General features: G+C 73.6%; 22 protein-coding genes and 1 riboswitch. Of the genes, 18 read left to right on the top strand and 4 right to left on the bottom strand.

Annotated elements, in window-relative coordinates; all coding sequences use genetic code 11:
• Nucleotides 1-71 precede the first annotated feature (71 nt).
• Nucleotides 72-368: a preprotein translocase subunit YajC gene (gene yajC, locus ACTZWW_RS05985; RefSeq protein WP_372426049.1), complete on the bottom strand. Its 297-nt coding sequence runs from the start codon at nucleotides 366-368 to the stop codon at nucleotides 72-74.
• 761 nt (nucleotides 369-1,129) lie between these two features.
• On the opposite strand from yajC, the gene ACTZWW_RS05980 reads away from it, so the two are divergent.
• The 3 genes from ACTZWW_RS05980 to ACTZWW_RS05970 all read left to right on the top strand — a co-directional run bounded on the left by ACTZWW_RS05980 (nucleotide 1,130) and on the right by ACTZWW_RS05970 (nucleotide 4,242).
• Nucleotides 1,130-2,833, top strand: coding sequence for a glycine/sarcosine N-methyltransferase (locus ACTZWW_RS05980; RefSeq protein ID WP_444780028.1), 1,704 nt, complete (start codon nucleotides 1,130-1,132; stop codon nucleotides 2,831-2,833).
• A gap of 91 nt (nucleotides 2,834-2,924) precedes the next feature.
• On the top strand, nucleotides 2,925-3,809 hold the full coding sequence (locus ACTZWW_RS05975; RefSeq protein ID WP_444780027.1) for an ATP-binding protein: 885 nt from the start codon (nucleotides 2,925-2,927) through the stop codon (nucleotides 3,807-3,809).
• A 115-nt stretch (nucleotides 3,810-3,924) separates the two neighbouring features.
• Complete coding sequence (locus ACTZWW_RS05970) at nucleotides 3,925-4,242, top strand: hypothetical protein (protein ID WP_444780026.1); 318 nt, start codon at nucleotides 3,925-3,927, stop codon at nucleotides 4,240-4,242.
• 21 nt (nucleotides 4,243-4,263) lie between these two features.
• Here ACTZWW_RS05970 and ACTZWW_RS05965 read toward each other — a convergent pair whose 3' ends face one another.
• Complete coding sequence (locus ACTZWW_RS05965) at nucleotides 4,264-4,662, bottom strand: DUF2306 domain-containing protein (RefSeq protein ID WP_444780025.1); 399 nt, start codon at nucleotides 4,660-4,662, stop codon at nucleotides 4,264-4,266.
• 139 nt (nucleotides 4,663-4,801) lie between these two features.
• Here ACTZWW_RS05965 and ACTZWW_RS05960 point away from each other — a divergent pair, with 139 nt between their 5' ends.
• From ACTZWW_RS05960 to groL, 4 genes are all read left to right on the top strand, one after another.
• Nucleotides 4,802-4,915 carry a helix-turn-helix transcriptional regulator gene (locus tag ACTZWW_RS05960; protein ID WP_444780045.1) on the top strand — a complete coding sequence of 38 codons (114 nt, stop codon included), beginning with the start codon at nucleotides 4,802-4,804 and terminating at the stop codon, nucleotides 4,913-4,915.
• 74 nt (nucleotides 4,916-4,989) lie between these two features.
• Entirely contained in the window at nucleotides 4,990-5,898 is a 909-nt protein-coding gene (locus tag ACTZWW_RS05955) for a DMT family transporter (RefSeq protein ID WP_444780024.1), read from the top strand.
• A 150-nt stretch (nucleotides 5,899-6,048) separates the two neighbouring features.
• Nucleotides 6,049-6,339 carry a co-chaperone GroES gene (gene groES, locus ACTZWW_RS05950; RefSeq protein ID WP_029031320.1) on the top strand — a complete coding sequence of 97 codons (291 nt, stop codon included), beginning with the start codon at nucleotides 6,049-6,051 and terminating at the stop codon, nucleotides 6,337-6,339.
• A gap of 101 nt (nucleotides 6,340-6,440) precedes the next feature.
• Entirely contained in the window at nucleotides 6,441-8,096 is a 1,656-nt protein-coding gene (gene groL, locus ACTZWW_RS05945; protein WP_444780023.1) for a chaperonin GroEL, read from the top strand.
• 110 nt (nucleotides 8,097-8,206) lie between these two features.
• Here the strand turns inward: groL and cobU are convergent, their stop codons facing one another.
• Nucleotides 8,207-8,743, bottom strand: coding sequence for a bifunctional adenosylcobinamide kinase/adenosylcobinamide-phosphate guanylyltransferase (gene cobU / locus ACTZWW_RS05940; RefSeq protein ID WP_444780022.1), 537 nt, complete (start codon nucleotides 8,741-8,743; stop codon nucleotides 8,207-8,209).
• Nucleotides 8,744-8,775: 32 nt separating this feature from the next.
• A riboswitch (cobalamin riboswitch) is annotated at nucleotides 8,776-8,965 on the top strand.
• Nucleotides 8,966-9,079: 114 nt separating this feature from the next.
• Between cobU and ACTZWW_RS05935 the strand changes: the two genes are divergently transcribed.
• Genes ACTZWW_RS05935 through cobJ form a run of 8 tightly spaced genes read left to right on the top strand, consistent with a single transcriptional unit; the run spans nucleotide 9,080 to nucleotide 18,088 of the window.
• Entirely contained in the window at nucleotides 9,080-9,718 is a 639-nt protein-coding gene (locus tag ACTZWW_RS05935; protein WP_444780021.1) for a HupE/UreJ family protein, read from the top strand.
• A gap of 8 nt (nucleotides 9,719-9,726) precedes the next feature.
• Nucleotides 9,727-10,143 (top strand): DUF1636 family protein, encoded by a 417-nt coding sequence (locus tag ACTZWW_RS05930; protein WP_444780020.1) that lies wholly within the window; start codon nucleotides 9,727-9,729, stop codon nucleotides 10,141-10,143.
• Nucleotides 10,144-10,153: 10 nt separating this feature from the next.
• Nucleotides 10,154-11,200, top strand: a complete 1,047-nt coding sequence (gene cobW / locus ACTZWW_RS05925; protein ID WP_444780019.1) for a cobalamin biosynthesis protein CobW — start codon at nucleotides 10,154-10,156, stop codon at nucleotides 11,198-11,200.
• Nucleotides 11,201-11,219: 19 nt separating this feature from the next.
• Complete coding sequence (gene cobN / locus ACTZWW_RS05920) at nucleotides 11,220-14,537, top strand: cobaltochelatase subunit CobN (protein WP_444780018.1); 3,318 nt, start codon at nucleotides 11,220-11,222, stop codon at nucleotides 14,535-14,537.
• Nucleotides 14,534-15,940, top strand: a complete 1,407-nt coding sequence (gene cobG, locus ACTZWW_RS05915) for a precorrin-3B synthase (protein WP_444780017.1) — start codon at nucleotides 14,534-14,536, stop codon at nucleotides 15,938-15,940. The genes cobN and cobG overlap by 4 nt, the downstream gene beginning before the upstream one ends.
• The gene (locus tag ACTZWW_RS05910; RefSeq protein WP_444780016.1) at nucleotides 15,937-16,566 is read left to right on the top strand and encodes a precorrin-8X methylmutase; all 630 of its coding nucleotides are present in this window, start codon (nucleotides 15,937-15,939) and stop codon (nucleotides 16,564-16,566) included. Before cobG ends, ACTZWW_RS05910 begins: the two co-directional genes overlap by 4 nt.
• On the top strand, nucleotides 16,563-17,312 hold the full coding sequence (locus ACTZWW_RS05905; protein WP_444780015.1) for a precorrin-2 C(20)-methyltransferase: 750 nt from the start codon (nucleotides 16,563-16,565) through the stop codon (nucleotides 17,310-17,312). Before ACTZWW_RS05910 ends, ACTZWW_RS05905 begins: the two co-directional genes overlap by 4 nt.
• Nucleotides 17,313-17,323: 11 nt before the next feature.
• Nucleotides 17,324-18,088 carry a precorrin-3B C(17)-methyltransferase gene (cobJ, locus tag ACTZWW_RS05900; RefSeq protein WP_444780044.1) on the top strand — a complete coding sequence of 255 codons (765 nt, stop codon included), beginning with the start codon at nucleotides 17,324-17,326 and terminating at the stop codon, nucleotides 18,086-18,088.
• Here cobJ and ACTZWW_RS05895 read toward each other — a convergent pair.
• Nucleotides 18,070-18,819 (bottom strand): cobalt-precorrin-6A reductase, encoded by a 750-nt coding sequence (locus ACTZWW_RS05895; RefSeq protein WP_444780014.1) that lies wholly within the window; start codon nucleotides 18,817-18,819, stop codon nucleotides 18,070-18,072. The genes cobJ and ACTZWW_RS05895 overlap by 19 nt on opposite strands.
• Here ACTZWW_RS05895 and cbiE point away from each other — a divergent pair.
• The 3 genes from cbiE to cobM are packed head-to-tail and all read left to right on the top strand — an operon-like array spanning nucleotide 18,818 to nucleotide 21,185.
• The gene (gene cbiE, locus ACTZWW_RS05890; RefSeq protein WP_444780013.1) at nucleotides 18,818-20,041 is read left to right on the top strand and encodes a precorrin-6y C5,15-methyltransferase (decarboxylating) subunit CbiE; all 1,224 of its coding nucleotides are present in this window, start codon (nucleotides 18,818-18,820) and stop codon (nucleotides 20,039-20,041) included. The two genes, ACTZWW_RS05895 and cbiE, sit on opposite strands and share 2 nt — an antisense overlap.
• Nucleotides 20,038-20,418, top strand: coding sequence for a cobalamin biosynthesis protein (locus tag ACTZWW_RS05885; RefSeq protein WP_444780012.1), 381 nt, complete (start codon nucleotides 20,038-20,040; stop codon nucleotides 20,416-20,418). Before cbiE ends, ACTZWW_RS05885 begins: the two co-directional genes overlap by 4 nt.
• Complete coding sequence (cobM, locus tag ACTZWW_RS05880) at nucleotides 20,415-21,185, top strand: precorrin-4 C(11)-methyltransferase (protein ID WP_444780011.1); 771 nt, start codon at nucleotides 20,415-20,417, stop codon at nucleotides 21,183-21,185. Before ACTZWW_RS05885 ends, cobM begins: the two co-directional genes overlap by 4 nt.
• The last annotated feature ends 99 nt before the right edge of the window (nucleotides 21,186-21,284 follow it).

Below are 21,284 nucleotides of genomic sequence, written 5' to 3'. Positions count from 1 at the left end.
CGAGGCCCGAAGCCGACGCATGGACCCACGGGCGGTCCCGGGCGCCCGGCCTCAGCGGGCCGAATCGACGCTCACTTGTCGATCTTCACCGGCTCGCTCTTCGAGCGGACCTCGGTCACCATCCCGCGCACGATGCGAACCCGCACGCCCTCGGCGATCTCGACCTCGATCTCGGCGTCGTCGACGACCTTGGAGATCTTGCCCACGATGCCGCCGGAGGTGACGATCTGGTCCCCGCGGCGCAGCGCCTTCACCATCTCCTGATGCGCCTTCACCCGCTTCTGCTGCGGGCGAATGATCAGGAACCACATGATGACGAAAATGAGGATGAAGGGGACGAGCTGCAGGAAGACGTTGGGTTCACTCATGGCACGCTGGCTCCATTTCGGAAGCGCGCGGCGCGGCCCGCGCCGGCGGCGCTGATCGGAGGGACGCATCCGCTCGACGAGGTCGGAAAGCGGCGCGGACTATAGCGACCGAGCGCACGAAAGCAATTCGCGAGCGCCGCGCCGCGGTGGACGGGTCGCGACCCGCGCGCGCGGGTCGCAGGCGCCCGGCCGCGGGGACGCCCGCGCCGGGCGGCGCGAGCCGGAAAACACGCTCCGCATGCCGCAGAAGAGCCGCACCGGGCAAGCGCTTTCGCCGGCTTCGCATCACGGCCCCAGGCTATCCGCAGAGAACGCGCGAAGTCTCCTTCAGCGCTTGCTCTGTAATGGATTCGCGGCAGCCTCGGCGCCACAAGGCGCGTCTCCGCGCTCGACTTCGCTGCGGCGCGACAAATTCTGTGTGATCGTCCCTCATAGCACAAAGAAATCGCAGATGTAAGCCTGACAATTCCTGTGAAGCGGCGTAGTGTCCTATCCGTCCAGCGCGTGGTTCGCGCCGCCCCGTCGAGCGGGCGCCGTCCGGCGGCTCCCTCGAGGTCGTCCTACCAGTGTGTCCGTGGCTTCGCCGCGGCCACGTCGCCCGCCTCGATCGGCCCGTTCCGGCCGCCACGCGCACCCGCCGATGCGCGGCAGACGCCGCGTTCCCCAAACGGCCGTCCGGCCGCGTCCGCAGCAGCGGGCGCGGTGGATCTCGGCCGCCCCGAGAACGACCGCTCGAAGAACGACGACGGAAGGAAGACGCCATGAACGCCCGCACGACGGCAGCCCGCATGCTCGGCAACGCGGACATCGTCCCCGACGAGCAGCTCTACGGCGACGACCCGATCGCCAAGCGCGAGACCGGCCACTACAAGGCCGAGTACGTGAAGAGCTTCGTCGAGAAGTGGGACGAGCTGATCGACTGGGAGGCGCGCGCCGAGAGCGAGGGCGACTTCTTCATCGACGTGCTGCGCTCGCGCGGCAAGCACAAGATCCTCGACGTCGCCTGCGGCACCGGCTTCCACTCCGTGCGCCTCGCGCAGGCCGGCTTCGACGTCACCTCCGTCGACGGCTCGGCCGCGATGCTGGCGCAGGCCTTCGAGAACGCCAGGGCCCGCGACATGATCCCCAAGCTCGTCCAGGCGGACTGGCGCTGGCTCAACCGCGACATCCAGGGAAAGTACGACGCCATCATCTGCCTGGGCAACTCCTTCACCCACATCCACGACGAGGGCGACCGGCGTCGGGCATTGGCGGAGTTCTACGCCGCGCTCAAGCACGACGGCATCCTGATCCTCGACCAGCGCAACTACGACGCCATCCTCGATCAGGGGTTCTCGACGAAGCACAAGTTCTACTATTGCGGCGACAAGGTCAGCGCCGAGCCGGAATACGTCGACGACGGGCTGGCGCGCTTCAAGTACACCTTCCCGGACGCGTCCGAGTACACGCTCAACATGTTCCCGCTGCGCAAGGCCTACACGCGCCGCCTGATGGAGGAAGCCGGCTTCCAGCGCATCCGCACCTACGGCGACTTCCAGGAGACGTTCGAGGACACCGAGCCGGACTTCCTCATCCACGTCGCCGAGAAGGCCTTCCTGCGCGCCGACGCGCCACCGACGCCGACGGCGATCTCGTCCGCGGCGGAGAAGTCGGTGAGCCGGATCACCGAGGACTATTACGACAGCCCGGAGGCGGACAATTTCTACTTCAACATCTGGGGCGGCGAGGACATCCACGTCGGCATGTACGAGGAGACGGCCGACATCCGCACCGCCAGCCGGCGCACCGTCGAGGCCATGGCCGAGCGGCTGACGAGCCTGTCCGAGCGCACCCGCGTGCTGGACATCGGCGCCGGCTACGGCGGCTCGGCGCGCTATCTCGCCAAGGCGCACGGCTGCGACGTCGTCTGCCTCAACATCTCGGAGGCGCAGAACGACACCAACCGCTTCCTCAACCGCCGCCAGGGGCTCGCGCGGCTGGTCAGCGTCGTGCACGGCTCCTTCGAGGACATCCCGCGCCCGGACGCCTCCTGCGACGTGGTCTGGTCGCAGGACGCGATCCTGCACTCGGGCGACCGCGAGAGGGTCTTTGAGGAGGTGAAGCGGGTGCTGCGCCCGGGCGGCGAGTTCGTCTTCACCGACCCGATGCAGGCCGACGACGTCCCCGAGGGCGTGCTCCAGCCGGTCTACGACCGCATCCACCTGCGCAGCCTCGGCTCCTTCGGCCACTACCGCGCGCTCGCCGAGCGGCTCGGCTTCGAGACGCTGTCGCTCGACGACCGCACGCCGAACCTGCGCCGGCACTACGAGCGCGTGGGCGAGGAGCTGCGCGCGCGCTACGACGAGATCGTCGCCGTATCCTCGGCCGCCTTCGTCGATCGCATGCTGGTGGGGCTCGACAATTGGGTGAAGGCGGCGGATTCCGGCTGGCTCTCCTGGGGCGTCCTGCACTTCCGCAAGCGCTGATCCGCCGGCCGCGGCGGGGGCGGGAGAATTGAACCCGCTCCCGGGCTCGGCTAAGCACCGGATGCGCAACGCGCCAGGGGAGCGCATCCGGATGACGACCGACACGCCAGACCTACCAGAGCTCGCGAGCCTCACCCGTCGCATCGCGGAGGCGCTCGAGCGGCTCGCGCCGCCGGCGCCCGCGCCGTTCGACCCGACGGCCGCGGACGCCTTCGTCTGGAAGCCCGACCGCACTCGCCTGGCACCCGTGGCGAAGGTCAACCGCGTCCCGATCGCGCTGCTGCACGGCATCGACCGGGTGCGCGACACGCTGCTCGACAACACGCGGCGCTTCGCCGACGGGCTGCCGGCGAACAACGCCCTCCTGTGGGGCGCGCGCGGCATGGGCAAGTCCTCCCTCGTCAAGGCGGTCCACACCGAGGTGAACGAGCGTCGCATGACACGCCGCGAGCCGCTCAAGCTCGTCGAGATCCACCGGGAGGACATCGAGAGCCTGCCCGACCTGATGAACCTCGTGCGCGACGACGCGCACCGCTTCCTCGTCTTCTGCGACGACCTCTCCTTCGACGCCGACGACACGTCCTACAAGGCGCTCAAGGCCGTTCTCGAGGGCGGCGTCGAGGGGCGGCCCGAGAACGTGCTGTTCTACGCCACCTCGAACCGCCGCCACCTGATGCCGCGCGACATGGTCGACAACGAGCGCGCGACCGCCATCAACCCCGGGGAGGCGGTGGAGGAGAAGGTCTCGCTGTCGGACCGGTTCGGGCTCTGGCTCGGCTTCCACAAGTGCTCGCAGGACGAGTACCTCGCCATGGTCTTCGGCTATCGCGACGCGCTCGGGCTCCAGACGGCCGATCCCGAGGCCGTTCGGCGCGAGGCGCTCGAATGGGCGACGACGCGCGGCGCGCGCTCGGGGCGCACGGCCTGGCAGTACATCCAGGACCTCGCCGGGCGCATGGGACACCGGCTCGGATGAGCCTCGCGCGACGGCGCGGGAACGGCTAGGCTTCGCGACGGCAGAACCAGACTCGCCCCCCGCGGGTTGAGGAAAGCCGCGCGCCCGCCGGCGCGCTCCCCCGAGAGGCCGATCGATGACCCGCACCGCCCTCGCCTCCTTCGCACGCCTCCAGCGCCCGTGGCTCGACCTCTGGCTCGCCTCGACGCGGCTCGGGCTCGAATCGCAGGCGGTCATCGGCCTGAGGCTCTTCGGCATGGCGACGGGCGCGCTGCCCGCCGCGCGCGAGGCCGGCCTGATGGTGCCCGAGAAGCTCGGCGCCCTCGCCGACGCGCAGTACCTCGTCGCCCGCGCCGCCCTCACCGGCCGCGGCCCCGCCACCGCCGAGGACGTGGTGCGGCTCTACCGCCGCCGCGTGCGCGCCAACCGCAGGCGGCTGACGCGGGTGGGGTGAGCGCGCCGAGCGAAAGCGGGATCAACCGCCGAAGACGACCGCGTGCATGATGCGCCCCGGCAGCAGCGTGAAGGCACCGGTGACGACGAGAGCGAACCAGAACAGCATCAGCATCGTCGTACGGTGCGCCTGCACCCTGTGCCGCCGCGCCTCCCAGGCGCCGACCGCGACCATGGCGACGGTGAAGGCCGACAGGCCGTGGATCCACGAGAAGCGGCCGATCAGTGGATCGTAGACGAACCCGAAGGACGAGATCGCCACGACCAGCATGAGCGAGATCCAGATCCAGCCGACGAGGCGATGCCCGCCACCGCCCTTCGGCCGGAGCAGCTGGAAGACGCCCAGCAGGAGCGCGGCGATGGCCGCGACGGCGTGGACCTGGACGAGGGGCGGAGCGGCGAAGAGCGGGGCGAGGGACAATGCACAGACCTGATGGGACACCGTCCCGCCAGACCACCACGCCCACCGTCGGCGTGTCCACCCCGAGCGGTCAGCCCCCACCAGCGTGGAGCAAGCCCGCGCCGCGATACGCGCCGGCACCGCGCCGGCGTAGGCCGCACTGGCACAAGCCGCGCTCGCCGCCGGCTTCGCCGACCAGAGCCACATGACCCGGCGGTTCAAGGCGGCCTACGGGATAACGCCGGAGCGGTGGCGGCGAATGATCGCCGCGTGAGCGGCCGCGCAGGCCTACCGCGTCGGCCCGGCGCGTGCGAGAACGTCGTCTCCCCGAACCGGACCCCGCTCCCCATGCCCTCCCCCACGGCCCTCGACGCGGCCCCCGCCTCCCTCCCCCGCGCGATCCGCGACGCGGTGCTCGGCATCGGGCTCCTGTCGGGCATGGACGCCGCCGTGAAGCTCGCGACCGCGAGCCTGCCGGTCGTGCAGGTGACGTTCCTGCGCTTCGCCTTCGGGGCGTTCGCGATCGCGGCGGTCGTGGCGTGGACACGCCCGCGGGTGCCCACCCTGGAGACGCTGCGGATCAATTTCGTGCGCGGGCTCCTCGTCGTGGCGACGGGCCTGAGCTTCTTCACCGCCCTCTCCCGGCTGCCGCTCGCGGAGGCGACGGCGCTGTCGTTCCTCGCGCCGGGCTTCATGGCGCTGTTCGGCGCGCTGATCCTGAAGGAGCGGGTCGGCGCCCGCGCGCTCGCGGCGCTCGCCATCGGCTTCGCCGGCATGCTGGTGATCGTGTTCGGCCAGGAAAGCCTCTCTCGAGGCTTCTCTCGCGGTTTCGCGTCCGGCGTGACGCTCGATCCGCTCGGCGTCGCGGCCGGGCTCGCCGCGGCCGTGTTCTACGCGCTCGCCATGGTGCTGGTGCGTGCGAGGGCGCGCATCGACGGGGTCGTCACGATCGTGGCGCTCCAGCACCTGTTCCCCGCCCTCGTGCTCGCGGGCCCCGCGGTCTACGTCTGGGAACCGCTCACGGGCGACCTCGCCCTCCTGTTCTGCCTCGTCGGCACGCTCGGCGTCGGCGGCCACCTCCTGCTGGCGCGCGCCTTCCGCTCGGCGGAGGCCGCGCGCATCGCGCCGATCGACTACACGGCGCTGGTCTGGGCGGCGGCCCTGGGGCTCGTGCTGTTCGGGGAGGTGCCGGGCTGGGCGACGCTCGCCGGCGCGGGGCTGATCGTGGCCGGGGCGGTGGTGGCGACGCGGCGATAGGCGCGTCGTCCTTGACAGCACGCCCCATCCCGCCTATCTCGCGGGCATGCTTTGGCACTCCCTTCGCGTGAGTGCTAACAGCCACGAGCAACCCTGACGGCGGGCGTGTTCTATCCGACCGCGCCCCGCCTGCATAGAGGACGCCACCCCATGAACTTCCGTCCCCTGCACGACCGCGTCGTCGTCCGCCGTATCGAGGCGGAGGAGAAGACGAAGGGCGGGATCATCATCCCCGACACCGCCAAGGAGAAGCCCCAGGAGGGCGAGATCGTGGCGGTCGGTCCGGGCGCCCGCGACGAGACCGGCAAGGTCCAGCCGCTGGACGTCAAGGCCGGCGACCGCGTGCTGTTCGGCAAGTGGTCCGGCACCGAGGTGCGCATCGACGGTCAGGATCTCCTGATCATGAAGGAGAGCGACATCATGGGCGTCGTCGCCGCGTAAGCGGACGGCACCCGCGTCGACTCCGTCCGAACGATCGACCCTCGCCGCGCGCCGGCCTCCGCGCCGGCCCCGAGGGCCGCACATGCAAGGAAAATGAGCACATGGCAGCCAAGGAAGTGAAATTCTCGGCCGACGCCCGCGAGCGCATGCTGCGCGGCGTCGACATCCTCGCCGACGCGGTGAAGGTGACGCTCGGCCCGAAGGGCCGCAACGTCGTCATCGAGAAGTCGTTCGGCGCGCCCCGCATCACCAAGGACGGCGTCACCGTCGCCAAGGAGATCGAGCTCGCCGACAAGTTCGAGAACATGGGCGCCCAGATGGTGCGCGAGGTGGCCTCGAAGACCAACGACCTCGCCGGCGACGGCACGACGACCGCGACCGTTCTCGCCCAGTCGATCGTCAAGGAGGGCGCCAAGGCGGTGGCCGCGGGCATGAACCCGATGGACCTCAAGCGCGGCGTCGACATGGCGACCGCCGCGGCCGTCGCGGACATCCAGGCCCGCGCCCGGAAGGTCGCCTCGACCGGCGAGGTCGCCCAGGTCGGCACCATCTCCGCCAACGGCGACGCGCTGATCGGCGAGATGATCGCCAACGCGATGCAGAAGGTCGGCAACGAGGGCGTCATCACGGTCGAGGAGGCGAAGACCGCCGAGACCGAGGTCGACATCGTCGAGGGCATGCAGTTCGACCGCGGCTATCTCTCCCCGTACTTCATCACGAATGCGGAGAAGATGATCGCCGAGCTCGACGATCCCTACATCCTCATCCACGAGAAGAAGCTCTCCTCGCTCCAGGCGATGCTGCCGATCCTCGAGTCGGTCGTGCAGTCGGGCAAGCCGCTGCTGATCGTCGCCGAGGACATCGAGGGCGAGGCGCTCGCCACGCTCGTCGTCAACAAGCTGCGCGGCGGCCTCAAGGTCGCGGCCGTCAAGGCCCCGGGCTTCGGCGACCGCCGCAAGGCGATGCTCGAGGACATCGCCATCCTCACGGGCGGCACCGCCGTCTCCGAGGACCTCGGCATCAAGCTCGAGAACGTGACGCTCGACATGCTCGGCCGCGCCAAGCGCGTGCGCATCGAGAAGGAGAACACCACGATCATCGACGGCGCCGGCTCGAAGGACGACATCGAGGCCCGCGTCCAGCAGATCAAGGCGCAGATCGAGGAGACCTCCTCGGACTACGACCGTGAGAAGCTCCAGGAGCGTCTCGCCAAGCTCGCGGGCGGCGTGGCCGTCATCCGCGTCGGCGGCGCCACCGAGGTCGAGGTCAAGGAGAAGAAGGACCGCGTCGACGACGCGCTGAACGCCACCCGCGCGGCGGTCGAGGAAGGCATCGTCCCCGGCGGCGGCACCGCGCTGCTGCGCGCCAAGAAGGCGGTCGAGAAGCTCACCTCCGACAACCCGGACATCCGCGCCGGCATCAAGATCGTGCTGCGCGCGCTCGAGCAGCCGATCCGCCAGATCGCCGAGAACTCCGGCGTCGAGGGCTCGATCGTCGTCGGCCGGATCCAGGACAACGCCTCCGAGACCTACGGCTTCAACGCCCAGACCGAGGAGTACGTCGACATGCTGCAGGCCGGCATCGTCGACCCGGCCAAGGTCGTGCGCACCGCCCTCCAGGACGCCGCCTCCGTGGCGGGCCTGCTGATCACCACCGAGGCGATGATCGCCGAGGCGCCCAAGCGCGAGTCCGCCGGCGGCGGCGGTGGCGGCGGCGGCATGGGTGGCATGGGTGGCATGGGCGACATGGGCTTCTGAGCCCGGCGCCCCTCCCGCACCGCGCGAGGATGATCAGGAGGCCCCCGGGGAGACCCGGGGGCCTCTCTCTGTTCGGGCCGGGGCGCAGCGCACGGCTCGGCGCCCGCTCCTCACTTCACCCGCATCGGCAGGCCCGCCACCATGAACGTCACGGCGTCCGCCGCGGCGGCGAGCCGCTGGTGCAGGCGGCCCGCCTCGTCGCGGAAGCGCCGGGCCAGCGCGTTGTCGGGGACGATGCCGAGCCCGACCTCGTTCGACACGAGCACGACCGGCCCCGGCGCGCCCCGGCAGGCGGCCTCGAGCGCCGTGCCGGCCGCGGCGACGTCGCGCTCGGCGAGGATCAGGTTCGTCACCCACAGGGTCAGGCAGTCGACCAGGATCGGCGCCCCCGCCGGCCCCTCGCGGATCGCCTCCGGCAGGTCGAGCGGCGCGTCGCGCGTGATCCAGCCCTGCGGCCGGCGGGCGCGGTGCTCGGCGATGCGCGCCTCCATCTCCGAATCGAAGGCCTGCGCGGTCGCCACGTAGACCCACGGCGGCGCGCAGGCCTCGACCAGCGCCTCGGCGTGCCGGCTCTTGCCGGAGCGCGCGCCGCCCAGGACGAAGGTCGAGCGGGGCAAGGCGCCCCGTAAGGGCTTCTCCGGGGTCATGCGCGAGGCCGTTGAAGTTCGAGGGCGCGACGGCTAATCATGGTGGCGACGGTGCCCCGGCGACGGGGTGAAAAGGGAATGCGGTGAGACACCGCAGCTGCCCCCGCAACTGTGAGCGGAGAGCCCGTCGCTCTCATAGTCCACTGGGTCCGTCCCGGGAAGGCTGAGCGACAAGGGCCGCGACCCGCGAGCCAGGAGACCTGCCGTCGCAGGCTTTCATGGGCTTTCCGGCCGGGGTGCGCCGGGGAGTTCGCCGGTCGATCGGCATCCGCCGCCGGCCGCGTCTCTCCGTGGAAGCGAGAAGCACGAGCGCCGCCGGCGCCGACGGAGAGCGACATGACCGGACGAAGCACGCCGAAGACCCGTATCCTGCTGATCGCCGCGGGCCTCCTCGCCGCGACGCCGGCGCTCGCCCACCATCCGATGGGCGGCACCACGCCCGCGACGTTCACGGAGGGCCTGCTCTCCGGCTTCGGCCATCCGATCATCGGCATCGATCACCTCGCCGCGCTGCTGGCTGTCGGCCTGATCTCGGCGCGCTTCGGGCGGGCCTTCACGCTCCCCGCCGCCTGGCTGCTGGCGATGGTCGCCGGCGTCGGCATCCATGCCGCCGCCGTCGACCTGCCGCTCGGCGAGGCGCTCGTCTCGCTGTCGCTCGTCGCGCTCGGCCTCGTCGCGGCGCTGCGCCCGACCCTGCCCCTCGCCGCCGCCGCGACCCTGTTCGCGATCGCCGGCCTGATCCACGGCCACGTGCTCGCGGAGACGATCATCGGCGCCGAGACGACGCCGCTCGCGGCCTATCTCGGCGGGCTCGTCGTGGTGCAGGGCGCGATCATGGCCGGCGTGTCGCTCGCCGCGCAGCGCATCTGGGCCGGCATCGCCGCGACTCCGCCGGCGGCCGCGCGCCTGGCCGGGCTCGCCGTGGCCCTCGTCGGCGCGGGCTTCCTCGCGACGAACCTCGGCGCCTTCGCCTGAGCCCGGCGATGAGCGTCCCCCCGGCGGAGATCGTCGTCCACGTCTGCACCACCTGCCGTCCGGCAGGCGGGCCGGACGCGACGGAGGACAGGCCCGGCGCGATCCTCCTGCGCGCGCTGGAGGACGCTCTCACCGCCCGCGCGGCGGCGGGCGCGCCGCTGCCGGTGCGGCTCGAGCCGGTCGCGTGCCTCTCCGTCTGCAAGCGCCCCTGCACCGTCGCGGCGACCGCGCCGGATCGCTGGACCTACGTCTGGGGCGACCTCGACCCGGCGACGCACGTCGACGAGATCCTCGACGGGCTCGCCAGGTACGCCGCGAGCGTCGACGGGATCGTCCCGTGGCGCGAGCGCCCGCAGATCTTCAAGACGGGCGTCGTCGCCCGCATCCCCCCGCTGCCGGGCGACGCCCCGGCGGCCGCCGAATAGGAGCCGCCCCATGGCGAGCCTGTCCAGAGCACTGACGAAGATCCCCTGCACGGTCCTCACCGGCTTCCTCGGCGCCGGCAAGACCACCCTCGTGCGCCACCTCGTCGAGAACGCCGGCGGCCGGCGCATCGCCGTCCTCGTCAACGAGTTCGGCGATCTCGGCTTCGACGGCTCGTTCCTCGAGGGCTGCGGCATCGCGGGCTGCACCGCCGAGGACATCGTCGAGCTGCCCAACGGCTGCATCTGCTGCACGGTCGCCGACGACTTCGTGCCGGCGCTGACGAAGCTCCTCGACCGGGCGAACCCGCCCGAGCACATCCTCATCGAGACCTCGGGCCTCGCGCTGCCCAAGCCGCTGGTGAACGCCTTCAACTGGCCCGCCATCCGCTCGCGCGTGACGGTCGACGGCGTCGTCGCCGTCGTGGACGGTCCCGCCGTAGCGTCCGGGCTGTTCGCGCACGATCCCGCCAAGCTCGCAGCGCAGCGTGCCGGGGACGCGTCTGTCGACCACGACAACCCGCTGGAGGAGGTGTTCGAGGACCAGCTCGCCTGCGCCGACGTCGTCGTGCTCAACAAGGTCGACGCGATGTCGGTGGACGAGCGCCGCCGGGTCGCCGCCGACATCCGCGAGCACCTGCCCCGCGCCGTCGAGATCCTCGAGGTCGCCCACGGTCGGGCGGACCCGGCCGCGCTGATCGGGCTCGGCGCCGCCGCGGAGGGAGACCTCGCCGCCCGGCCATCGCACCACGACGACGCGGGCGAGCACGATCACGACGATTTCGAGAGCGTGGCCATCCCGGTCCCAGCGGTCGAGAGCCCCGAGGTCCTCATGCGGCGCGTGGCGAAGGCCGCCGAGATCGCGGGCGTGCTGCGCATCAAGGGCTTCGTCGAGGTCACCGGCAAGCCGATGCGCCTCGTCGTCCAGGGCGTCGGCACGCGGGTGTCGCAGAGCTACGACCGGCCGTGGAAGCCGGGCGAGCCGCGCGCGGGGTCGCTCGTCGTCATCGGCCTGCACGATTTCGACCGCGACGCGGTCGCGCGCGCGTTCGCCGGCTGAGGGACGCGGGCCGCCCGCCATGCACCTCCTGCCCGCGAGCACGGTCTCCCTCGACGAGGGCGAGAGCGCCGTCGACCTGGCCCAACCGCCCGGCGACGTCCTCGTGCTCTCCTTCGCCGATTCGGACCTCTCCGCGCTCGCGGCGGCGCGGGGTGCGACGCGTGCCGGCACGCCGGGGGAGCCGTCCCTGCGCCTCGCCTCCCTGAGGCGGCTCAAGCATCCGCTCTCGGTCGACCTCTGGGTCGAGAACACGGCCGCGAAGGCGCGCTTCGTGCTGGTACGCTGCCTCGGCGGGCTCGACTACTGGCGCTACGGGGTGGAGCGGCTCGCCGAGACCGCGCGGGCGAACGGGACGGCGCTGGCGGTGATCCCCGGCGACGACCGCCCGGACCCGCGGCTGGCGGATTTCTCCACGGTCCCAGAGGCCTGCTGCGACGCGCTCGAAGCCTACTTCACCGCCGGCGGCGTCGAGAACATGGGCCGGCTGCTGGCCGGGATCGACGCCTGGCTCGCCGGCCGGCGCGGGGCGGTCCTTCCGCCGATCCCGACGCCGCGGGGCTTCGCCTGGTCGCCGGAGCACGGGCCGGAGGCGCCCGAGGCGGCGCTCTCCCGCCTGCCCACGGACCGTCCGCTCGCGCCGATCCTGGTCTACCGCTCGGCCGTTCTCGCCGGCGAGACCGGCCCGGCGCGGGCGCTCTCGGAGGCGCTGGCGACACGGGGGCTCGCTCCGCTCGTGCTCGCGGTGTCGAGCCTGAAGGACCCGGAGGCGGTCGGCGTGCTGCGCCGGGCGCTCGCCGCCCGCAAGCCCGCCGTGATCCTCGCCACCACCGCCTTCTCCGCCCGCGAGGGCGCGGGCTTCGTTCTCGACGGCGCCGATTGCCCGGTGATCCAGGCGATCCCCGTCGGCACGACGCGGGACGCCTGGGCGGCGTCCGAGCGCGGGCTCTCGGCGGCGGATCTCGCCATGCAGATCGCGCTCCCCGAGTTCGACGGCCGCATCGTCGCCGGGCCGATCGCCTTCAAGGCCGAGGCCGCGCCGGACCCGGCGCTGGCCTTCGCCCGGCGCGAGAGCGCGCCCGACCCCGCCGGGATCGACGCCGTGGCGGACCAGGCCGCCGCCTGGGCGCGGCTCTCCGCGACGCCGCGGGTCGAGCGCCGGCTCGCGCTCGTCCTGTCAGACTACCCCGCCCGTGGCGGCCGCACCGGCTTCGCGGTGGGACTCGACACGCCGGCGAGCGCGGCGGCGATCCTCGATCTCCTCGCGGATGCCGGCTACGACGCCGCGCGCGCGGTGGACGCCAAGGCGCTGATCCCGCTTCTTCTCGCGGGGCCGGAGACGCTGCGGGTCCCGCTCCCCGCCTACGAGACCCGGCTCGCCCGCCTGCCCGCCGCCCGCCGGGCGGAGCTCGCCGAAACCTGGGGCGCACCCGCCGACGATCCGGCCTGCGAGGGCGACGCGTTCGTCTTCCGCGTGATCCGCGTAGGCAAGCTGCTGATCGCCCTCCAGCCCGATCGCGGACGCGGCGACCGCAAGGACTCCTACCACGACCCCAACCTTCCCCCGACCCACGCCTATTGCGCCTTCTACGCCGCCCTCGCCGAGCACGAGCGCATCGACGCGCTGATCCATCTCGGCACCCACGGCACGACCGAATGGCTCCCCGGTAAGGCCGTGGCGCTCGCCCCCGACGACTGGCCGCGGCTCCTCACCGGCGCGACGCCCGTCGTCTACCCGTTCGTGGTCGACGACCCCGGCGAGGCGGCTCCCGCGAAGCGCCGGATCGGCGCGGTGACGATCGGCCACTTGACGCCCGACGTCGCCGAGGCGGGGCTCGACGGGGAGACCGCGGCGCTGAAGGAGCGGGTGGAGGAGTTCTCGTCGGCCCAGGTGCTCGACCCGCGCCGCGCCGCCCTCGTCGCCGCCGACATCCTCGAGCGCGCCCGGGCGAGCGGCCTCGCGCAGGCCTGCGGCGTCGACGCCGGCACGCCCATGGACGAGGCGCTGACTCGGCTCGACGCCCACCTGTGCGACCTCGCCGAGACCGCCTTCCGCGACGGGCTCCACGTCTTCGGCGTGTCGGGTGACCGCGCGAGCGCCGTCGGCGAGCGCGCGGGCCTGCTCGCCGCCCTCGACGGCCGCTTCGTCCCGCCCGGCCCGGCGGGCTCGCCCTCGCGCGGGCGTGTCGACGTGATGCCGACGGGGCGCAACCTCACCACCCTCGACCCCCGCGCCATCCCCACCCGCGCCGCCGCGGAACTCGGACGCCGCGCCGCCGCCGAGATCGTGCGACGGCATCAGCAGGAGGAGGGCGACTACCCACGCCGCATCGTCATGGACCTCTGGGCCTCGCCGACGCTGCGGACCGGCGGCGAGGACATCGCCCAGGCGCTCGCGCTGATGGGCGTCGCGCCCGTCTGGGACGAGGCCACGACCCGGGTGACCGGCTTCGAGATCCTGCCGATCGCGAAGCTCGACCATCCCCGCGCGGACGTGACGGTGCGCGTCTCCGGCGCCTTCCGCGACACGTTTCCCGACCAGCTCGCGCTGCTCGACCAGGCGGCCCGCGCGGTCGCGGCGCGCGAGGAGGCGGACGACTGGAACGCGCTCGCCGCCGCCCGCCGCGCCGGCGCGTCGCTCGCGCGCGTCTTCGGCCCGGCGCCCGGCGACAACGGCGCGGGGGTGGCGAGCCTCGCGCTCGACGGCAGCTGGGAGACCCGCGTCGATCTCGGCCGCGCCTACCTCGTCAACACCTCACACGCCTACGGGGCGGGCGGCGCCGGGGCGGCGGAGCCCTCGTTCGACGCCCGCGTCGCGGCGGCCGACGCCTTCGTCCACACGACGGACGTCGCCGAGCGCGACCTCCTCGACGGCGACGCCATACCGGATGCGGTCGGCGGCTTCGCCGCCGCCGCCGAGATGCTGGGCGCCGCGCCGGCGCTCTACAGCCTCGACACGACCCGCGCGGCCCCGAAGGCCCGCACGGTGCCCGAGGACATCGACCGGATCGTACGCGGGCGCCTCACCAACGCGCGCTTCATCGAGGGCTGCCTGCGACACGGCTGGCGCGGGGCCGCCGAGCTGGCGCAGGGGGTCGACGCGCTCTACGCCTTCGCGGCGACCACGGACGCGGTGTCCTCCCACGCCTTCGAGGCGGTGTTCTCGGCACTGGTGGCGGACGAGGCGGTGAACGCCCGGCTGCGGGAGGCGAACGCCCCGGCGGAGGCCGCCATCCGCGAGCGCCTGGCGGACGCGCTGCGGCGGGGCCTGTGGGTGACGCGCTCGAACTCGGTCGCGGCGGCGCTCGCCGGTGGCGCGAACCGGGAGGCCGCGGAATGAGCGCCGTCTCGATGCGACGCGGCTGGTGCCCCGGGGCGCGCCGCCCGATGGAGACCGGCGACGGCCTCCTCGTACGCGTCCACCCACCCGGCGGCGTTCTCTCGGCGGCGCAGGCGCAGGGGCTGGCCGACACGGCGGAAGCCTGCGGCAGCGGCCTCCTCGACGTCACCGCCCGCGGCAATCTTCAGATCCGCGGCGTGAGCGAGACGACGCATGCCGCTGTGCTCGAACGACTTTCGGCGATCGGGCTGCTGGAAGGCGACGGCGCTGGACCCTACCGCCTGACGCTGGTCTCGCCGCTCTCCGGCATCGACCCGGCGGCGGCGTTCGACTCCGCGGCGCTGGCGGCGGAGATCGAGGCGCGGATCGGGGACGTCGCCGCGGATCTGCCGGCGAAGTTCTACGTCGCCGTCGACGACGGCGGGACGCTGCGGCTCGAGCCGGGGGCGGACGTGTGGGTCGCGGCGGCGGCGGGCGGGGTCGCGATCGGGCTCGCGGCGGGGGACGGGTATGTGTGGCATGGGCCCGTTCCGCTCGCCGATGCGGCTGGGGCCGTAGCCGGCATCGTCTCCGCGTTCGCCCATGATCGCGGCGACGCCCGCCGGATGCGCGATCTCGCGAAGCCGGCGCGAGAGACGCTCACCCGGAAGGTCGCTGCGCTCGCCCCGGGCGCGACGCTCTCCCCTCTCCCTCGTGGAGAGGGGTCGGGGGTGTGGGGAGTGCAGGACGATGGAAACGCCGATGCTGCGCCGTATCAGCCACCGCGACCATCCACGCCCGTCGAACCCGGCCCGACGCCCCACACCCCCAGCCCCTCTCCACGAGGGAGAGGGGAGCGCGTCGCGGGCTTCATCGGCGCCTGCGCCCTCCTCCTCGCCCTTCCCTTCGGGCGCGCCACCGCCGCGCAGCTGCGCCTGGCCGCGGGGTGGGCCGAGGCGCACGGCGCAGGCGAGGTCCGCCTCTCCGTCACCCGCGGCATCCTGATCCCGCATCTCGCTTCCGGCGCCGCCGAGCGGATCGCCCGCGCGGCCGAGAACGCCGGCTTCGTCACGAATCCCGCCGACCCCCGCCTCGCGCTCGTCGCCTGCCCCGGCACGCCGGCCTGTGCCCGAGGGAACACGGCCGCGCCGCGCGACGCGCTTGCTCTCGTGAACGACATGAAGCCCCTCGCCGCGGCGGGCGCGCGCATTCACCTCTCCGCCTGCCCGAAGGGCTGCGCGCATCCCCGCGCGGCGGATCTCACCCTGGTAGGCCGGCCGGACGGGCGCTACGACGTGATCCCCGGCGGCGCGGCGGGCGACGCGCCCATGATCGCCCTCCCCCTCCACGCCATAGCCGCCGTCCTGCGGCGCACGAGCGACCCGCGCGGCCTCGCCGCCGCATTCGGAGACCACGAGCCTTGAGCGGTCACGACTACATCCGCGACGGCGGCGCGATCTACGCACGCTCCTTCGCCATCATCCGCGCGGAGGCCGATCTTTCGCGCTTCGAGGGCGCGGCGGAGCGAGTCGTGGTGCGCATGATCCACGCCTGCGGCATGACGGACCTCCCCAAGGACGTGGAGATGTCGCCGGATTTCGCGCAGGCCGGGGTGGCGGCGCTCGCGCGGGGGGCGCCGATCCTGTGCGACGCCAAGATGGTGGCGAACGGCGTCACCCGCGCGCGGCTGCCCGCGGGCAACGACGTGATCTGCACCCTCGACGACCCACGCACGCCGGGTCTCGCCGAGGCCATCGGCAACACCCGCTCGGCCGGCGCCATGGAGCTGTGGCGCGGGCACATGGAGGGCGCCCTCGTCGCCATCGGCAACGCGCCGACCGCGCTGTTCCGGCTGCTGGAATTGCTCGACGCCGGCTGGCCGCGGCCGGCGGCCGTGATCGGCATTCCCGTCGGCTTCGTCGGCGCGGCGGAATCGAAGGAGGCTCTGGCAAGGGACGGGCGCGTGCCCTTCGTCGTCGTCCACGGCCGCCGCGGCGGCTCGGCCATGACGGCGGCGGCGATCAACGCGCTCGCGAGCGCGGTCGAATGAGCGAGCGCATGAGCATGGGCGCGCCGATCGTCGGCATCGGGCTCGGGCCGGGCGACCCGGACCTGATGAGCGTGCGCGCCCGCACGGCCCTCGAGCGCGCGGACCGGCTCGCCCACTTCTGCAAGGCGGGCCGGCGGGGCAACGCCCGCACGATCGCGGACGCCGTGATCGGCGTCGATCCGACGCGCGAGATCGCCATGGTCTACCCCGTCACCACCGAGATCGCGGTGGAGGACCCGGCCTATGCGCAGGCGCTCGCCGGCTTCTACGAGGACTGCATCGCGCGCCTCCTCGCCGAGCGGGAGGCCGGGCGCAGCGTCGGCGTGCTCTGCGAGGGCGACCCCTTCTTCTACGGCTCGTGGATGCATCTCTGGCGGCGGCTGAAGGACCGCGTCCCGGTCGAGACCATCCCCGCGATCACCGCCATGTCGGGCGCGTGGACGGCGGCGGGCGCGCCGATCACCTGGGGCGACGACGTCCTGACCGTACTCCCCGGTACGCTCCCCGCGGCCGAGCTGGCGCGGCGCCTGCGGGAAACCGACGCCGCCGTGGTCATGAAGCTCGGCCGCAACTGGCCGAAGGTCCGCGAGGCGTTGACCGAGGCGGGGCTCGGGGGCCGGGCGGTCTACGTGGAGCGCGCCACGATGGCGGCGGAGCGGGTCGTTCCGGTCGCGGAGGTGCCGGACGACCACGTCGCACCGTATTTCTCGCTCGTGATCGTGCCGGGCGACGGGAGGCGGCCGTGACCGATCCTCTCGTGCATGGGCGCCTCACCATCATCGGCCTGGGCCCGGGCGACCCGGACTGGATCACCCCCGCCGCGCAGCGCGCACTGGACGAGGCGTCGGACGTCGTGGGCTACTTCCCCTATGTCGACCGCCTGCCCGACCGTCCCGGGCTCACGAAGCACGCCTCAGACAACCGCGTCGAGATCGACCGCTCCCGCCACGCGCTCACGCTCGCCGCGGAGGGTCGGCGCGTCGCGGTCGTGTCGGGCGGAGATCCCGGCGTCTTCGCCATGGCGGCGGCGGTGTTCGAGGCGCTGGAGGCGGGCGATCCCGCCTGGCGGGCGCTCGACGTCCGCGTCGAGCCCGGCATCTCCGCCATGCTCGCCGCCGCCGCGCGGCTCGGCGCGCCGCTCGGCGGGGATTTCTGCGCGCTGTCGCTCTCCGACAACCTCAAGCCCTGGGAGGTCGTGGAGAAGCGGCTTCGCCTCGCGCTGGAGGCCGATCTCGCGATCTGCCTCTACAACCCGATCTCGAAGGCCCGCCCCTGGCAACTCGGCCGCGCCTTCGAGATCGTGCGGGAGGTGCGCGCGCCCGAGCACCTGATCCTGCTGGCCCGCGCCGTCGGCCGCCCGGACGAGCGGCTGACGATCCGCACCGTCGCCGAGGCCCGCGCCGAGGAGGCGGACATGGCGACGCTGGTGATCGTCGGCGCCTCGACGACCCGGCTGATCCCCCGCCCCGGCGATGCTCCACCCTGGGTGCTGACGCCGCGCAGCTACGGAGCGGGCACATGAACGCGTTCCAGCCACGCGAGCGCATCCTCCGGGGCGGCGATTGTCTCGACTCCCTCCGGGCGCGGCGGGCGCGCGACGACGACCACCGGCAGGCCGAGCGCGCGCGCGGCATCGAGCTTCGGGCGGGTCGCGGCGGCGCCGGAATTCTTGGTGACGAGCACGTCGATGCGCTCGGCCAGCATCAGCGCCCGCTCCGCCGCCTCGTCGAAGGGCGGGCGATCGCGGATCTCGACGAGGCTCGGCAGCGCGACCGCGCCCACGGGATCGATGGTGCGCACGAGATAGGCGTGCTGCGGCGCGGCCTCGAAGGCCGCGAGCTCGAGCCGCCCCACCGTGAGGAACACGCGCTTCGGCGCCTCGCCGAGCGCCGCGACGGCACCCGCCATGTCCGGTACGATCGTCCAGCGATCGCCGGGGCCGGGCGCCCATTCCGGTCGCACGAGGGCGAGGAGCGGCACGCCGGCGATGCGGCAGGCCTGCGCCGCGTTGCGGGACATCCGCGCCGCGAAGGGATGCGTCGCGTCGACCACGGCGCGGATCCTCTCTCGCCGCAGGTGGGCGACGAGCCCCTCGACGCCGCCGAAGCCGCCGATGCGCGTCGCGATCGGCATGGCGCGGGGCGCGCTGGTGCGGCCGGCGAGGGAGAGGATCGCGGACAGGTCCGGGCGCGCGGCGAGGAGATGCGCGAGCGCGGTCGCTTCCGTGGTGCCGCCGAGGAGGAGGATCGTCATGCCCGACATATCATCTGACGCGCGCTGGCTGTCCATCGTCGGCATCGGCGAGGACGGGCGCGCCGGCCTCTCCCCCGCCGCCGCCGCGGCGCTCGACGCGGCCGGGCTCGTAGTGGGCGGCGCGCGCCATCTCGCGCTCGCGGCGCCGCTCCGCGCCGAGACGCTGACGTGGCCGAGCCCGATCGCGGACGGCTACGCCGCCATCGAGGCCCGCCGCGGCCGGCCGACCTGCGTGCTCGCCACCGGCGACCCGTTCCACTACGGCGTCGGCGCCGAGCTGGCGCGCCGCATCCCGGCCGCGGAAATCGCGGCCTATCCGCAAGCCTCGGCCTTCTCCCTCGCGGCGGCGCGGCTCGGCTGGTCGCTGCCGGAGGTCGCCTGCGTGAGCCTGCACGGCAGGAGCTTCGAGCGGATCGTGCCGCACCTCCAGCCCGGCGCGCGGGTGCTCGCTCTGTCGTGGGACGAGACCACCCCCGTGCGGCTCGCGGCGCTCCTCGTGGAGCGCGCCATGGGCGGCTCGGAGGTCGTCGTTCTGGAGGCGATGGGCGGGCCGCGCGAGCGTGTGCGCCGGGCGCGCGCGGAGGGCTTCGGGCTGGAGGCGATCGACCCGCTCAACACGGTCGCGATCACCGTCACGGCGGGGCCGGACGCGCGGATAGTCCCGCTCGTCCCAGGGCGCGACGACGATTGGTACGAGAGCGACGGCCAGCTGACCAAGGCGGAGATTCGCGCGATCACCCTCTCCGCCCTCGCCCCCCGCGCGGGCGGGCTCCTGTGGGACATCGGCGCCGGCTCGGGCTCGATCGGCATCGAATGGATGCTCTCGCACCCGACGAACCGCGCCGTCGCCATCGAGGCGCGGGCGGACCGGGTGGAGCGGATCGCCGGAAACGCCGCGCGGCTGGGTGCGCCCGACCTGCGCATCGTCGCCGGCCGCGCGCCCGACGCCCTCGCCGGCCTGCCGGCGCCGGATGCGGTCTTCATCGGCGGCGGCGCGACCGTTGCGGGCGTGGTCGAGGCCGCCTGGGCGGCCCTCCCCGCAGGCGGGCGGCTCGTGATCAACGCGGTGACGCTCGAGACCGAGGCGCGGCTCGCCGCGCTGCACGCGCAGCACGGCGGGACCATGCGCCGCCTCGCCGTCTCGCGGCTCGAGCCCGTCGGCGGCATGCACGGCTGGCGGGCGGCGATGCCGGTGACGCAGTGGATCGGGGTGAAGCCGTGATCGTGGCGGGCGTGGGCTTCTCCTCCGCGGCGAGCGCGGCCGAGATCGCGGATCTGGTGCGCGAGGCGCTGGCGCGCGCCGGGACACGCGCCGACCGACTCGCGACGGCGCAGGCGCGGGTGGCGCTCCCCGCCTTCGGGGAGGCGGCGGCGCTGCTCGGGCTCTCCATCGAGTCCGTCCCGCCCGAGGTCCTGCGCAGCGCGTCCGGCGGGGTCGTCTCCTGCTCCACCCGCGCGCAGGCGGCGCACGACGTCGGCTCCGTGGCCGAGGCGGCGGCGCTCGCCGCCGCCGGCGCGGGCGCGACGCTGCTCCTCGCGCGCATTGCCGGCGCGCGGGTCACCTGCGCGCTGGCGCGCTCCCGGGAGGACGAGCCGTGACCGTGCATTTCATCGGCGCCGGCCCCGGCGCGGCGGACCTCATCACCGTGCGCGGGCGCGCCCTCGTCGAGCGCTGCCCCGTCTGCCTTTTCGCCGGCTCGATCGTCCCGCCGGAAATCCTGGCCTGGTGCCCGCCGGGCGCGCGCATCGTCGACACCGCGCCCCTCGACCTCGACGCCATTCTCGCCGAGATCGAGGGGGCCCATGCGGCGGGACGGGACGTGGCGCGGCTGCATTCCGGCGATCTGTCGGTGTGGTCCGCCATGGGTGAGCAGATCGCGGCGCTGGACGCCCGCGGCATCCCCTGGACGGTGACCCCCGGCGTCCCCGCCTTCGCCGCCGCCGCCGCTGCGCTCGGGCGCGAGCTGACGGTGCCGGAGGTGGCACAGTCCGTCGTGCTCACCCGCACGCCCGGCCGCGCGTCGCGGATGCCCGAGACCGAGCGGCTCGCGACCTTCGCGCAGTCGCGGGCGACCCTCGCGATCCACCTCTCGATTCACGTGATCGAGGACGTGGTCGACGACCTCCTCCCCGCCTACGGGCCGGACTGCCCGGCGGCCGTCGTCTGGCGCGCCTCCTGGCCCGACGAGCGCGTGATCCGCGCGCCCCTCGCGGAGCTGGCCGCGGCGGTGCGCGCGGCGAAGCTGGAGCGCACCGCGCTGATCCTCGTCGGTCCGGCGCTGGCGGGCGCGGGCGAGGCCCGCTCGCGGCTGTACGCGGCGGATTACGACCGGCGGTTCAGGCCGGGATGGGAGGGCGGAGCGTGACCTCGATGCCACGCCCGACTCCGCGTCCTCCCCGCAGGGGAGGAGTCCGCGCGAAGCGCGGGCGGTGGGGCCGTTCGACCGTCCCGGCGAGCGGCATCG

This window comes from Salinarimonas sp. NSM (assembly GCF_052380005.1).
In the GTDB taxonomy this organism is placed as follows: Bacteria; Pseudomonadota; Alphaproteobacteria; order Rhizobiales; family Beijerinckiaceae; genus Salinarimonas.
The sequence above is the reverse complement of the archived record's forward strand: the minus strand, read 5'-3'. Positions and strand labels throughout refer to the sequence as shown.

Bases quoted from the DNA above. Each gene is read 5' to 3' on its own strand.
- yajC (WP_372426049.1), bottom strand. From the start codon at position 368: ATGAGTGAACCCAACGTCTTCCTGCAGCTCGTCCCCTTCATCCTCATT.
- ACTZWW_RS05980 (WP_444780028.1), top strand. From the start codon at position 1,130: ATGAACGCCCGCACGACGGCAGCCCGCATGCTCGGCAACGCGGACATC.
- ACTZWW_RS05975 (WP_444780027.1), top strand. From the start codon at position 2,925: ATGACGACCGACACGCCAGACCTACCAGAGCTCGCGAGCCTCACCCGT.
- ACTZWW_RS05970 (WP_444780026.1), top strand. From the start codon at position 3,925: ATGACCCGCACCGCCCTCGCCTCCTTCGCACGCCTCCAGCGCCCGTGG.
- ACTZWW_RS05955 (WP_444780024.1), top strand. From the start codon at position 4,990: ATGCCCTCCCCCACGGCCCTCGACGCGGCCCCCGCCTCCCTCCCCCGC.
- groES (WP_029031320.1), top strand. From the start codon at position 6,049: ATGAACTTCCGTCCCCTGCACGACCGCGTCGTCGTCCGCCGTATCGAG.
- groL (WP_444780023.1), top strand. From the start codon at position 6,441: ATGGCAGCCAAGGAAGTGAAATTCTCGGCCGACGCCCGCGAGCGCATG.
- cobU (WP_444780022.1), bottom strand. From the start codon at position 8,743: ATGACCCCGGAGAAGCCCTTACGGGGCGCCTTGCCCCGCTCGACCTTC.
- ACTZWW_RS05935 (WP_444780021.1), top strand. From the start codon at position 9,080: ATGACCGGACGAAGCACGCCGAAGACCCGTATCCTGCTGATCGCCGCG.
- ACTZWW_RS05930 (WP_444780020.1), top strand. From the start codon at position 9,727: ATGAGCGTCCCCCCGGCGGAGATCGTCGTCCACGTCTGCACCACCTGC.
- cobW (WP_444780019.1), top strand. From the start codon at position 10,154: ATGGCGAGCCTGTCCAGAGCACTGACGAAGATCCCCTGCACGGTCCTC.
- cobN (WP_444780018.1), top strand. From the start codon at position 11,220: ATGCACCTCCTGCCCGCGAGCACGGTCTCCCTCGACGAGGGCGAGAGC.
- cobG (WP_444780017.1), top strand. From the start codon at position 14,534: ATGAGCGCCGTCTCGATGCGACGCGGCTGGTGCCCCGGGGCGCGCCGC.
- ACTZWW_RS05905 (WP_444780015.1), top strand. From the start codon at position 16,563: ATGAGCGAGCGCATGAGCATGGGCGCGCCGATCGTCGGCATCGGGCTC.
- cbiE (WP_444780013.1), top strand. From the start codon at position 18,818: ATGCCCGACATATCATCTGACGCGCGCTGGCTGTCCATCGTCGGCATC.
- ACTZWW_RS05895 (WP_444780014.1), bottom strand. From the start codon at position 18,819: ATGACGATCCTCCTCCTCGGCGGCACCACGGAAGCGACCGCGCTCGCG.